The sequence below is a fragment of the Antarcticimicrobium sediminis genome, from assembly GCF_004348975.1.
Lineage (GTDB): Bacteria > Pseudomonadota > Alphaproteobacteria > Rhodobacterales > Rhodobacteraceae > Antarcticimicrobium > Antarcticimicrobium sediminis.
Genome location: NZ_SMFP01000007.1, coordinates 151093 through 164672, shown reverse-complemented (window position 1 = coordinate 164672; position 13580 = coordinate 151093). Strand labels below are relative to the sequence as shown.

The following is a 13580-nucleotide window of genomic DNA, read 5'->3' as shown; positions in this document are numbered from 1 at the left end:
ATTAGGGTCAAGGAGCACTAAATGGCGGATAGCTCACAGAAATTCATCGCGCGAAACCGCGCGCCACGGGTCCAGATTGAATATGATGTCGAACTCTACGGGGCCCAGAAAAAGGTTCAGCTCCCCTTTGTGATGGGGGTGATGAGCGATCTTGCCGGCAAGTCCGAAGTGAAACAGCCTGCCGTCGCCGACCGCAAGTTTCTGGAAATCGATGTCGACAATTTTGATGACCGGATGAAGTCGATGGCCCCGCGCGCGGCCTTTACCGTGCCCAACACGCTGACCGGCGAGGGCAATCTGGCGGTGGACATCACGTTTGAGAGCATGGATGATTTTTCGCCCGCCGCCATCGCCCGCAAGGTCGAGCCGCTGCGCGAATTGCTTGAGGCGCGGACCCAGTTGTCCAACCTGATGACCTATATGGACGGCAAGACCGGGGCCGAGGATCTGATCAGCAAGATCATTCAGGATCCGGCCCTGCTCAAGACGTTGGCCGCCCAGCCGGCGCCGAAATCCGACAGCCCCGACGAAGCAGAAGAATAGGAGCATCCGATGGCCGAAGAACAAGCCCAGACGGAAGCCGGCGCCGAAGCCACGGCTTTTGGGTCTTCCGAATTCGCCAACCTGTTGCAAAAGGAATTCCGCCCAAAGTCCGATCAGGCCAAGACGGCGGTGGAATCCGCCGTCAAGACGCTGGCCGAACAGGCCCTGGCCAATACCGGCCTGATCTCTGACGACGCGCTGAAATCCATCGAAGGCATCGTTGCCCAGATCGACAAGAAGCTGACAGAACAGGTCAACGAGATCCTGCACCACGCCGACTTTAAGCAAATGGAAAGCGCGTGGCGCGGGCTGCACTATCTCGTCAACAACACCGAGACGGACGAGCAGCTCAAGATCCGGGTCATGAACATCTCCAAGAAGGACATGCACAAGACCCTGCGCAAGTTCAAAGGCACCGCCTGGGATCAGTCGCCGATCTTCAAGAAGCTGTACGAAGAGGAATTCGGCCAGTTCGGTGGCGAACCCTATGGCACGCTGGTGGCGGATTACCATTTCGACCATTCGCCACCCGATATCGAGCTTTTGGGCGAAATGTCCAAGATCGCGGCGGCGGCCCATGCGCCGCTGATCACCGGGGCAAAGCCGTCGCTGTTCCAGATGGACAGCTGGTCGGAACTGGCCAATCCGCGCGACCTGACCAAGATCTTTCAGACGCCGGAATACGCCGGATGGCGGTCCCTGCGCGAAAGCGAGGATTCGAAGTATGTCGGCCTTGCCATGCCGCGGTTTCTGGGCCGGCTGCCCTATGGCGCCAAAACCGACCCGGTCGAGGAATTCGCCTTTGAGGAGGATACCGAGGGGGCCGACAGCGAGAAGTACAGCTGGGTCAATGCCGCCTATGGGATGGCCACGAATATCACCCGTTCGTTCAAATCCTATGGCTGGTGTTCGCGGATCCGGGGCGTGGAATCGGGCGGTGCCCTGACCGAGCTTCCCAGTCACACCTTTCCCACCGACGATGGTGGGGTGGATCAGAAATGCCCGACCGAAATCGCGATTTCGGACCGGCGCGAGGCCGAGCTGGCCAAGAATGGCATGATGCCGCTGATCCACCGCAAGAACTCCGATGTTGCCGCCTTCATCGGGGCGCAGTCGCTGCACAAGCCGGCCGAATATGACGATCCGGATGCCTCAGCGAATGCCAATCTGGGCGCGCGTCTGCCCTATCTTTTCGCCACCTGCCGCTTTGCGCATTATCTCAAATGCATGGTGCGCGACAAAGTGGGGTCGTTCAAAAGCCGGCAAGACATGGAGGGCTGGTTGCAGGATTGGATCAACAACTACGTTGATTTCAATGCCGAGATCTCGTCCGAGAATGAAAAGGCGCGCAAACCGCTGGCGGCGGCCGAGGTCGTCGTCGAGGACGTCGAAGGCAACCCGGGGTATTACACCTCCAAGTTCTTCCTGCGTCCGCATTACCAGTTGGAAGGCCTGTCCGTTTCGCTGCGACTGGTCTCGAAACTGCCCTCCGAGAAAGGTGCCTGAGCGGGGTCGCGTCCCCGCTCAGACGCAAGACATTTTTAATCATCAACCTGACTTTTAGAATGAAAGGATAAGACAATGGCCGCCAATATGTTCGTCGAGATCTCCGATATCCCCGGGGACGCGACCGAATCGGGTCACGACAAATGGATCGTGATCCAATCCTGCAGCTGGAATGTGGAGCGTGCCGTCGAGATGTCGGATCTTGGCTCGACCCAGCGGGGGCATGCGAACTCCAACTTCGGCAAGGTCGAAGTGTCGTCTCAGATGGGGCTGGCATCGAACAAGCTGATGACCTCGGTTGCCAACGGCACCATCCGACCCGAGATCAAGATCCATTTTTGCCGCTCGGGTGAAAGCGCCTCTGCCGGTTTGGAGGCCTATTCGATGTGGACGTTGAAGGACGTCGTCGTCGACAGCTATGCGGTTTCGAGCAGCGAGGATGGCATCCCCGAGGAAACATGGACGATGGCCTATACGGCGATTGAACATGAATACAAATCGACCGATCAGAAAAGCGGAAAACTGAAGACCGAGAACACCTTCAAGTGGAACGTGCGGACCGGCAAGGTCGAGTGATCCGATAGTTGATGCCCCGGGGTCTGACCGGCCCCGGGGCGTTGGCCCTGTCTTTGTACCGCCTCAGCGGAGCCCGCCATATGACACCCGAAGAGCACCTCAAGACCGGGGATCTCGATCTTGCCCTCAAGGTATTGCAGGACAAGGTCCGCGCCGACCCCTCTGATGCAAAGCTCAGGATTTTCCTGTTCCAGCTGCTCTGTGTTCTGGGCGATTGGAAACGCGCGATTGCGCAACTGAAACTCAGCGCCGAGCTGGACCCGGAGGCTGAGATGATGGCCCGCACCTATCGCGAGGCAATCATCTGCGAGGTCTATCGTGACAAGGTCTTTGCCGGCGAAAAGGAACCGATGATCTTTGGCGAGCCGCAGGAGTGGCTGGCGCTGTTGATCGAGGCGCAAAAACGTCTCTCCGAGGGTAAACCGGAAGAGGCCGCCAGCCTGCGCGCCCGCGCCTTTGACGCCGCCCCGGCGCGGTCCGGCACCTTGAATGGGGAGCCCTTCGGCTGGATCTCGGACGCTGACATGCGGCTGGGGCCGGTTCTGGAAATCATCGTCAACGGCCGCTATTTCTGGCTGCCCTTTGCCAGTATTTCCAAGCTTGAGATCGACGAACCCGGCGATCTGCGTGACGCGGTCTGGACCGCCGGTGTGCTGACGCTGGCCAATGGCGGCGAAGTGCCGGCCTTGATCCCGACCCGCTATCCCGGCACGACGCTCAGCAACGACAGCGCCGCGAAACTGGCGCGCGCGACAAGCTGGGCCGATGTGGGCGCCGACACCTTTGTCGGGACCGGCCAGCGCCTGCTGGCAACGGATCGGTCCGACATCGCATTGATGGATCTGCGCAGCCTTGTCATGAACGGCGCCGGAGGCGCGCCCGAGGATGGCTGACAAGACGCTCGCTGACCGATTGCAACCCTCGCTTCTGGACCGTCTCACCGACCGGGATCCGGGCAACCCGAAAGAGGGGCGCGACGTTCGGGTGATCGACCTTGTCCGTCTGCGCGAGATCATTCAACGCGACCTGTCCTGGCTTTTGAACACCAACAATATTGCTACCATGATCGACACCGAAACCTATCCCAACGTGGCCCGGTCGGTGCTCAATTATGGGCTTGAGGAAGTGTCCGGTGAATATTCCACCGAAGAGCGCGCCGAACGCATCCGCCGCTCCATCGAAATCGCGATCTCGATGTTCGAGCCACGGATCATTGCCGGTTCGGTCGATGTCGCGATCAATCCGGACAAGCGCGGCGGCGAGATGACAGTTGATCTCGATATCCGCGCCGATATGTGGGCGCAGCCGCTGCCGCTGGAACTGTATCTGCGCAGTCAGGTGGATTTGACCACCGGCGAAGTTCTGGTCGAGCGGAGCGCGTAGATGGATACACGTCTCACCAAACATTACGAACGCGAACTGATGTACATGCGCGACATGGGCGCCGAGTTTGCCGCCGCCTATCCCAAGATCGCGGCGCGGCTTGGGATGGAGGGGATCGAGGTGCTCGATCCCTATGTCGAGCGGTTGCTGGAGGGGGTCGCCTTTCTTTCTGCGCGGGTCCAGCTTGAGCTGGAGCTGCAATACCCCAATTTCACCTCCAATCTTTTGGAGATTGTCTATCCGCACTATCTGGCACCGACCCCCTCGATGATGATCGCGGCGTTCGAACCCGATATCGCCAATGCGGCGCTCAAGGATGGCTATGTGCTGCCCCGCAATTCGGTGCTGCGCAGCCGCCTGATGGAGGGCGAACAGACCCCCTGCGAATACCGCACCGCCGCCGATCTGACGATGTGGCCGATCGAAATCTCCGAGGCCGAATATATCGACGGGCGGGGCGATCTGGTGGCCGCCGGGGTGGCGGGGCAAACCCGTGCGCGCGCCGGTATCCGCCTGCGCCTGCGTCGCCGCGACGGCGATCCGATCCGCGAATTGGCGATGGACAAGCTGGTGCTGCATCTCAACAGCGGGGCGGGCAATTCCTGGTTGCTGCTGGAATTGCTGTGCACCCAGGTCGAGGGGCTGACCGGCCGCTCCACCGATCCGCGCGCCGACTGGACGCTGCCGCTGCGCGACGGGGGCGTTGTGCAGCGTGGCTTTGAACCGGAAGAGGCGCTGTTGCCGATCCCGCGACGGGTGTTCGATGGCTATCGGCTGTTGCAGGAATATTTCGCGATGCCGGAGCGGTTCCTGTTCGTCGAATTGCAGGGGCTTCGCCCGGCGCTGGAACGCGCGACGGGCTCCGAGGTGGATATCTATATCCTGCTGCACGAGGGGCATCGCGACCTTGCCCCGATGATCGTGCCCGAGGCGTTTACCCTCAACGCGGTGCCGGCGGTCAATCTCTTTCCCAAGCGCTGCGACCGGGTTCTGGTCAATGCCCGGGACGCTGAACACCATGTGGTGCCAAACCGCACCGCCGGGCTCGATTTCGAGATCTACGCCCTGCAAAGCGTGACCGGCATCAGCGGCGAGGATCGGGACGACGTGATCTTTCGCCCGTTCTATTCCGCCACGGATTTTACCGCCGCGGGTGAAACTCACCCCGCCTATTACACCCTGCGCCGCCGCATGCGACAGCGCAGCGAAAAGGAGCGTTTGCGCGGGGTGCGTACCTCCTATCTGGGGTCCGAGGTCTATCTGACGCTGGTGGACCGGGGGCAGGCGCCCTATCGCGCCGACCTCGATCAACTGGCGGTGCAGGCGCTGTGTACCAACCGGGATCTGCCGCTGCTTTTGTCCACTGGCGACGCGGATGTGTTTCAATTGCCCGAGGGCGGGCCAGTGAAATCGATCCGGCTGCCGGTATCGCCGACCCGGCCAAACCCGACGCTGGCCCAAGGCGACACCGCTTGGCGTCTGATCAGCCATCTCAGCCTGAACTACGCCTCGATCGCCGATACCGGCCAAGGCAGTTCGGCCGAGGCGCTGCGCGAACTGGTCGGCCTATATGCGCCGCTGGGCAACCGGGTGACCGAGAAACAGCTTGAAGGGATCGTCAACGTCTCCAGCCGCCCGATCGTGCGCCGGGTCAGTGACGAGGTGCTGTCAACGGCGCTGCGCGGGCTGGAAATCACCATTGGGTTTGACGAAAGTTTCTTTGAAGGGTCGAGCATTTACGCCCTTGGCGCGGTGCTGGAGCGGTTTTTTCGCCGCTACGCCACGCTGAACAGTTTTACAGAAACCGTTTTGACAACGCAGAAACGCGGGGAAATCGCCCGATGGCGACCAGAAAAGGGCCTGGGCCGGATCATTTGAGCCATTTTGACCGATTGGCGCGTGACCCTGAAAAGCATCATGTTTTTCAGGCCCTTCGCGTTATCGAGGCGCAGTTTCCCGAAGCCCCCCGTCTGGGTGAAAGCCGGCGTCCACGTCAGGATCAGGTGCGGCTGGGCCAGCAGCCGGAATTGTCGTTTCCCACCTCGAGCATCGCTGATTTCACACCGCCCCAAGGTGACCGACCGGGGCGTCTGACCAACCGGTTTTTCGGGCTGTTCGGATCGCAGGGGCCGCTGCCGCTGCATATCACCGAATATGTGCGCGACCGGCTGCGCAACCATCGCGACCCCACCTTCGTCGCCTTTGCCGATATGCTGACCCATCGGATGATGAGCCTGCTCTACCGCGCTTGGGCGGCGGGCCAACCGGCGGTCAGCTTTGATCGCGGCGATGATCAGATGGCGCGTCAAGTCGCGGCGCTGTCGGGCTATCACGGCGATCACCTGCAAGATCGTGATGCGATGCCCGATCTGGCGAAACGCTATTTTTCCGGTCTGTTGGCACAGGGCCCCAAGAACGCCGCCGGGCTTGAGGCGATGCTGGGCGACTTTTTTGGCGTGCCAGTCACGGTGCAGCAATTCGTCGGCTCCTGGCTGGAGCTGGAGCCGGATGACCGTTGGCAACTTGGCGCGGCCGCCGGGCTTGGGCAGGCCACCAGCATCGGCAATCGGGTCTGGAGCCGTGCGGCCAAGTTTCGGCTGCGGATCGGCCCGCTGAGCATGGCAGATTTTGACCGCCTGCTGCCCGGGGGCGCGGCGCTGGACAGGCTGCGCGCCTTGGTGCGCACCTATGCCGGCGACGCGCTGGATTGGGACATTAACCTGATCCTTGCCGGCGACGAGGTGCCGCGTGCCAGCCTCGGCGGCAGCACCCGGCTGGGGCATACCAGCTGGATCGGCAGCCGCCGCGATGAAGATACCGACCGCTCTGACGCCGAGGACTTGTTCCTCTATCCCGGCGCTGGGGCGGACCACCACAGGCCGATGTAACGGCCGGGACGGAGAGGGAAGGAAACACAGATGACCGAGATCAGCCGCGTTGCACTATTCGGAAAGCTGAACCCGCTGGGCTATCAGGCGGTGGAGAGCGCGACAGTGTTCTGCAAGATGCGGGGCAACCCCTATGTCGAGATCGTGCACTGGATGCACCAGATCCTGAACGGGCAGGACAGCGACCTGCACCGCATCCTGCGGCATTACGATCTGGACCCGGGCCGCATCGCGACCGAGCTGACGCGCGCGCTCGACGCGCTGCCGCGGGGGGCCTCGACCGTCTCGGATCTTTCCGATCATCTGATGGACGCGATGGAGCGCGGCTGGGTCTGGGGCTCGCTGCTGTATTCCTCGTCGCAGGTGCGCACCGGGCATTTGCTGCTCGGGATGCTGAAAACCCCCAGCCTGCGCAATATCCTGTCCTCCATGTCGCCTGAGCTGGCCCGGATCGGTGCCGATGATCTGGCCGAGAATTTTGCACGCGCGACCGAGGGGTCGCCGGAAGAAGGGCAGCGCCCGCAGGACGGCTCGCAAACCGGCGGCGGGGTAGAGCCGGGCGAGGCCTCAGGCGCCCGCGCCCCGGCGCAGATGGGCCAGGGCGAGGCGCTGGAGCAATTCTGTACCGACCTCACCGAACAGGCCCGCAACGGCGAAATTGATCCGATTGTTGGCCGGGACGAGGAAATTCGTCAGATCGTCGACATCCTGATGCGGCGACGCCAGAACAACCCGATCCTTACCGGCGAGGCCGGGGTCGGCAAGACGGCCGTGGTCGAAGGCTTTGCCCTGCGCATCGCGCGTGGTGACGTGCCGCCGACGTTGAAGGACGTGCGCCTGCTGATGCTGGATGTCGGCCTGTTGCAGGCCGGGGCCAGCATGAAGGGCGAATTCGAGAACCGCCTGAAACAGGTGATCGAAGAGGTGCAGTCAAGCCCGGTGCCCATCATCATGTTCGTGGACGAGACCCACACGTTGGTCGGCGCGGGCGGGGCCGCTGGCACCGGCGATGCCGCCAACCTTTTGAAACCGGCGCTGGCGCGCGGCACCCTGCGCACCATCGGCGCGACCACTTGGGCGGAATACAAGAAGTACATCGAAAAGGATCCTGCGCTGACCCGCCGCTTTCAGGTGGTGCAGGTGGACGAGCCGGGGATCCCCAAGGCGATCCTGATGATGCGCGGCATCGCCTCGATGCTGGAAAAACACCACCGTGTTCAGATCCTGGACGAGGGGATCGAGGCCGCCGTCACCCTCTCGGCCCGCTATATCCCGGCGCGGCAACTGCCTGACAAATCGGTCAGCCTGCTGGACACCGCCTGTGCCCGCGTCGCTGTCAGCCAGCACGCGGTCCCGGCCGAGGTAGACGACAGCCGCCGCCGGATCGAGGCGTTGACGACCGAGCTTGAGATCATCGACCGCGACGAGACCGCCGGTTACGAGGTGGCCGCCCGGCGCGAGGCGGTGACCGCCGCGCGCGAGACCGAGGAGGGGCGTCTGGCCAAGCTGACCGAACGCTGGGACATCGAAAAGGCGGTGGTCGAGTCGATCCTTGATCTGCGCGCCAAACTGCGCGAAGGCGGCGCCCCGGTCGAGGGCGCGGACGCCACCAGCGCAGAGGCCGCCGCCACCAGCCCGCTCAGCAGTGAGGAGCGCGCCGCCCTGTTGGCAGAGCTCAAGGCAAAGAATGCCGAACTGATCACGGTGCAGGGCGATAGCCCGCTGATCCTGCCGATCGTCGATCATCAGGCGGTGGCCAGCGTCGTCGGCGACTGGACCGGCATCCCGGTGGGGCGCATGGTTCGCGATGAAATCGACACCATCCTGCATCTGGAAGACCGGCTGGCCGAGCGTGTGATCGGTCAGGATCACGCGATGAAGATGATCTCCAAGCGCATCCAGACTTCGCGCGCGGGGCTCGACAACCCGTCCAAGCCGATCGGGGTCTTCATGCTTGCCGGCACCTCTGGCGTTGGCAAGACCGAGACCGCGCTGGCCTTGGCCGAAAGCCTGTATGGCGGTGAACAGAACGTCATTACCATCAACATGAGCGAATATCAGGAGGCCCATACCGTCAGTTCTCTGAAAGGGGCGCCGCCGGGCTATGTCGGCTATGGTGAGGGCGGCGTGCTGACCGAGGCGGTGCGGCGCAAGCCCTATTCCGTGGTGCTGCTGGACGAGGTCGAAAAGGCCCACCCGGACGTGCACGAGCTGTTCTTTCAGGTCTTTGACAAGGGCGTGATGGAGGATGGCGAGGGCCGGGTGATCGATTTCAAGAACACCCTGATCCTGCTCACCACCAATGTCGGCACCGAACTGATCATGGATCTGTGTGCAGATCCCGATCTGTTGCCCGAACCCGATGGCATCGCCAAGGCGCTGCGCGATCCGCTGCTCAAGGTGTTCCCGCCGGCGCTGTTGGGGCGTTTGGTGACGATCCCCTATTATCCGCTGACGCCCGACATGCTGGGCCAGATCACCCGGCTGCAACTGAACCGGATTCAGAAACGCGTGGCCGAGGCGCATGACGTACCGCTCTCCTATTCCGACGCGGTGGTCGAGGCGATCGTCGATCGCTGTCAGGAACTCGACTCAGGCGGGCGCATGATCGACGCCATCGTCACCAACACCATGCTGCCCGACATCTCGGCCGAATTCCTGCACCGGATGATGGACGGCGACAGCCTGTCCAAGATCGCCATCGATGTGACCGAGGGAGAGTTCACCTACGCGTTTGATTAAGACCCGGGCGGCGGCGCCCGAACCGGTGGGAAACACCGATGTAAACCAGAGTGGGGGGTAACGATGAAAAAGAATGCTGTACCGGAACTGAACCAGAAATGGTGGTCCAAGAACAAGGCCAAGACGATGAAGAAATCCGGCCTCGGCACTGCGCTGAAGGATTTCGAGGTCGCCGAAGACCTGATGGATTACGACCGCATGCTCAAGGCGCTGAGCGAGGTGAAGAAAAAGGTCGTGGTGGCGATCCAGGGCTGCAGCGCGTCATCCCACGCCGAAACCATCGCCGCGCTCAAGAAATACCCGGGCGTGATCCAGAAACGCGAGACCGAGATCAAGGCGAAACAGAAGCAGGCCGCCGCGCGCCCTGCGGCCCAGGGCGCGCCCAAGCAGAAGCTCGGCAAGAGCGTGGTGATCTGGAAAAAGGATCTCGGTACGGAGCTGCTGAAGGCGTACAAACCGTCTTGGGTCAAGGACATCAAAGGGTATGAGTTCAAGCTGACGCTGAACGAGGATCTGCTTGATGTGCTGGAAGCCGAAGGCGATTACGTCACGCCGCAGCAGATGGTCGATGATGCCAACGACCTGACCAAAAAGCTGGTTGTGGCGCTGGTCAAGCTGATGAAACAGATCGAGACTGCCGCCGACAAGGAAACCGACCCGGGCAAGAAACAGCGCATTTACGGGCTGTTCGATACCAAGGCAAAACAGGTGTTGACCGCCTCGAAATCGCATTTCGAAAAGATCCCTGACGCCCGCTGGAAGGCCTTTGTAAAGCGCAAGGCGCAGTACAAGGATTACAAGATCAAGACCGGTTTTGACATCACGCTGGGCGTGCTTGGCGTGGCTGGCGGTGCGGTTGGCGTGGCCGGCTCCGTGGCCACCGGCGGGGCCTCTCTGGTGCTGGGCATTGTCAGCCTTGTGCGCGGGGTCGCGGCGCTGGCCGACAAGCTCAAGGACGCTGCCCGCGATGCCGAAAAGGTCGAAAAGGTTCTGGATGGGGATCTTGCCACGCTGAAGAAACGTTATCAGACCGTGCTTGGCGAGGCCAAGAAAGGCGCGCAAGGCGCGAGCGAGATGACCGGCAGCGTGATCAAGGGACTGTTGGGAACCGATACCCCCTTTGTCGCCACCCTGCCGAAATGCGACAAGAATTACGGCCTGTGGCAAAACAAGGTTGCCGGTCTGGCGGTTGGCGGGCGCAAGCTGTCGGCGGCGATTTCCAAGGCGCTGGACGACTGCGACAAGCTGGAAAAGATCCTCAAGAAATCGAGCGATGCCAAGGCGCGCAGCTATCTCGACAAGCTGCGCAAGGCCCGCAAGGCGCTGGACAAGGCGCTGGATGGCTGCTCTGACATGATGGGCCGGGTCACCCATGCCGACAAGAACGCGCCCAAGCTGAAAACGCTGCTGGACGCGCTCAAGGCGCAGAACCCGAAATACGCCGATATCTTTGACCGCGCCTTTCCCGCCGTCATCAACCTGACGCTCGCCGGTGCGAATGCCGGCGTCGGTTTCAAAGAGGCGGCAAGCACGCTGGAGTCTCTCAATACCGGGCTGGGGCTGATGAATGACATCCTCGGCGAAGGCAAGGACCAGCTCGAAGCGACCATCGGATAAATTCACCGCCCTGTCCCGTTTGGGGCAGGGCCCAGATCACAGATCAGGTCGGCAGCAAACAGATGACCGAAACAGCCCCCACGACGCTTCAGGACAGGGTGCGCGCCTTTGTGGAACGCGGCAGCACCCACAATGCGATTCTGGGCGTCATCATCTTCAATGCCATCACTCTGGGGCTTTCGACCTCGGCCACTGTCCGGGCCGAGATTGGCGGCACGCTGACGCTGATCGACCACGCCGTGATGACCTTTTTCGTGGCAGAGTTGGGGTTGAAATTCTTTGCCTACGGGCTGCGCTTTTTTGCTAACGCCTGGAACATCTTTGATTTCGTCGTGGTCGGTCTGGGGCTTTTGCCCGACCGGGCCGGGCTTTCGGCGCTGCGCGGGCTGCGGGTGATCCGGGCAATGCGGCTGTTGTCGGTGATCCCGCAGATGCGCGCGGTGGTGCAGGCGCTGTTGGATGCCTTGCCGGGGATGGGCGCGGTGATCGTTATGATCTCGATCGTGTTCTATGTTTTCGGTGTCATGGCGACATTGATGTACGGCGCGGCCTTTCCGCAATGGTTCGGGACGCTGGGGGGATCGCTGTATTCCCTGTTCCAGATCATGACACTGGAAAGCTGGTCGATGGGCATCGTGCGCCCGGTGATGAAACAGTTTCCGATGGCGTGGCTGTTCTTTGTCCCGTTCATCGTCATCACCGCCTTTTCCGTGCTCAACCTCTTTATCGGTCTGCTGGTCAACACCATGCAATCGGCCGTGGAGGAGGAGGCCGAGGCCGAATTCGAGGGGCTGCGCGATCTGGTGCGGTCGGAAACCGATGTGGTGGGGGCCCATGTGCTTGATCTGCACCGGGAGGTTAAAGCGTTGCGCGCCGATCTGGCCGCGCTGAAAGGGAGCGGATCATGAGCAGCACGTCGCAGAAATTCATCGCCCGCAACCGCGCGCCACGGGTGCAGATCGAATATGATGTCGAACTCTACGGGGCGCAGAAAAAGGTTCAGCTCCCCTTTGTCATGGGCGTGATGAGCGATCTGGCAGGCAAGTCGCGGGTGCAACAGCCCTCGATCGACGAGCGCAAGTTTCTCGACATCGACGTCGACACCTTTGATGACCGGATGCAGGCGATGGCCCCCCGCGTCGCCTTTGCCGTGCCCAACACGCTCACTGGCGAGGGCAATCTCGAAGTTGATCTGACCTTCGAGAAAATGTCCGATTTCAGCCCCGCTGCCATTGCCTCCAAGGTCGATGCGCTGCGCCCGCTGCTCGAGGCCCGCACTCAGCTTGCCAATCTGATGGCCTATATGGACGGCAAGGCGGGGGCCGAATCCTTGATCGAAAAGATCCTCGCCGACCCCTCGCTTCTTAGCGCGCTGGCAGGGGCCGACGGGGGCGCGGATCACAGCGCCGCGCTTGACAGCCTGCGCGCCCTCACCCCGCAGCAAGAGGGGACGCAGGACGACACCGCTGCCACTCTCGACGCCCTGCGCGCCAGCACGCCTGAACCGGCTACAGAAACGGACAGTGCCGCCGCAGTGCTGGGCGCGTTGAAATCCGCCGCCCCGACGCCGGATGTCGCCTCGGACGAGATCGGCGGCGCGCTGGACGCCCTGCGCAGCTCCGCTCCGGAAGCGGCCCCGGCGGACAACACCACCGCCGCCGCCCTCGACAGCCTCGCGGCGCTGGACCTGCCCGAGGAGGTCGCGGACATCACCGATGATCTGCTCGCCGATCTGGCCGCCGCCGCCCTGGAGGAGGTGGTGGAAGACGACAGCACAAGCGCCCTCGACAGCCTCGCGGCATTGGACCTGCCCGAGGAAGTTGCGGACATCACCGACGACCTGCTCGCCGATCTGGCCGCCGCCGCTCCGGAGGAGGCGACGGAAGACGACAGCACAAGCGCCCTCGACAGCCTTGCGGCGCTGGACCTGCCCGAGGAGGTCGAGGACATCACCGATGATCTGCTCGCCGATCTGGCCGCCGCCGCTCCGGAGGAGGCGACGGAAGACGACAGCACAAGCGCCCTCGACAGCCTTGCGGCGCTGGATCTGCCGGAGGAGGTCGCGGACATCACCGATGATCTGCTTGCCGATCTGGCCGCCGCCGCCCCGGAGGAGGCGGTGGAAGAGGACAGCACAAGCGCCCTAGACAGCCTCGCGGCGCTGGACCTGCCCGAGGAGGTCGCGGACATCACCGATGATCTGCTCGCCGATCTGGCCACCGCCGCCCCGGAAGCGACGGTGGAAGAGGACAGCACAAGCGCCCTCGACAGCCTTGCGGCGCTGGATCTGCCGGAGGAGGTCGCGGACATCACCGATGATCTGCT

Annotated in this window: 10 protein-coding genes and 1 pseudogene; all 11 read left to right on the top strand. The window is 62.4% G+C overall.

Annotated elements, in window-relative coordinates; translation table 11 throughout:
* Positions 1-21: 21 nt before the first annotated feature.
* Complete coding sequence (gene tssB, locus E1B25_RS12375; RefSeq protein ID WP_132829675.1) at positions 22-543, top strand: type VI secretion system contractile sheath small subunit; 522 nt, start codon at positions 22-24, stop codon at positions 541-543.
* A gap of 9 nt (positions 544-552) precedes the next feature.
* On the top strand, positions 553-2049 hold the full coding sequence (gene tssC / locus E1B25_RS12370) for a type VI secretion system contractile sheath large subunit (protein WP_132829674.1): 1497 nt from the start codon (positions 553-555) through the stop codon (positions 2047-2049).
* Positions 2050-2124: 75 nt separating this feature from the next.
* Positions 2125-2625: an Hcp family type VI secretion system effector gene (locus E1B25_RS12365; protein WP_132829673.1), complete on the top strand. Its 501-nt coding sequence runs from the start codon at positions 2125-2127 to the stop codon at positions 2623-2625.
* 80 nt (positions 2626-2705) lie between these two features.
* The gene (locus tag E1B25_RS12360; RefSeq protein ID WP_132829672.1) at positions 2706-3518 is read left to right on the top strand and encodes a type VI secretion system accessory protein TagJ; all 813 of its coding nucleotides are present in this window, start codon (positions 2706-2708) and stop codon (positions 3516-3518) included.
* Positions 3511-4008 carry a type VI secretion system baseplate subunit TssE gene (gene tssE, locus E1B25_RS12355; RefSeq protein WP_132829671.1) on the top strand — a complete coding sequence of 166 codons (498 nt, stop codon included), beginning with the start codon at positions 3511-3513 and terminating at the stop codon, positions 4006-4008. Before E1B25_RS12360 ends, tssE begins: the two co-directional genes overlap by 8 nt.
* Positions 4009-5886, top strand: a complete 1878-nt coding sequence (gene tssF, locus E1B25_RS12350) for a type VI secretion system baseplate subunit TssF (RefSeq protein WP_132829670.1) — start codon at positions 4009-4011, stop codon at positions 5884-5886.
* Complete coding sequence (tssG, locus tag E1B25_RS12345; protein ID WP_132829668.1) at positions 5850-6896, top strand: type VI secretion system baseplate subunit TssG; 1047 nt, start codon at positions 5850-5852, stop codon at positions 6894-6896. The genes tssF and tssG overlap by 37 nt, the downstream gene beginning before the upstream one ends.
* 30 nt (positions 6897-6926) lie before the next feature.
* A complete protein-coding gene (tssH, locus tag E1B25_RS12340; RefSeq protein ID WP_132829667.1) occupies positions 6927-9638 on the top strand; it encodes a type VI secretion system ATPase TssH in 2712 nt (903 codons plus the stop codon).
* Between the two features lie 63 nt (positions 9639-9701).
* Complete coding sequence (locus E1B25_RS12335; protein ID WP_132829665.1) at positions 9702-11255, top strand: hypothetical protein; 1554 nt, start codon at positions 9702-9704, stop codon at positions 11253-11255.
* A gap of 62 nt (positions 11256-11317) precedes the next feature.
* Entirely contained in the window at positions 11318-12163 is an 846-nt protein-coding gene (locus tag E1B25_RS12330) for an ion transporter (RefSeq protein WP_132829664.1), read from the top strand.
* Positions 12160-12633, top strand: a pseudogene (tssB, locus tag E1B25_RS22555) (type VI secretion system contractile sheath small subunit); the annotation flags it as partial. The gene E1B25_RS12330 and the pseudogene tssB (E1B25_RS22555), both read left to right, overlap by 4 nt.
* Between the last annotated feature and the right edge of the window lie 947 nt (positions 12634-13580).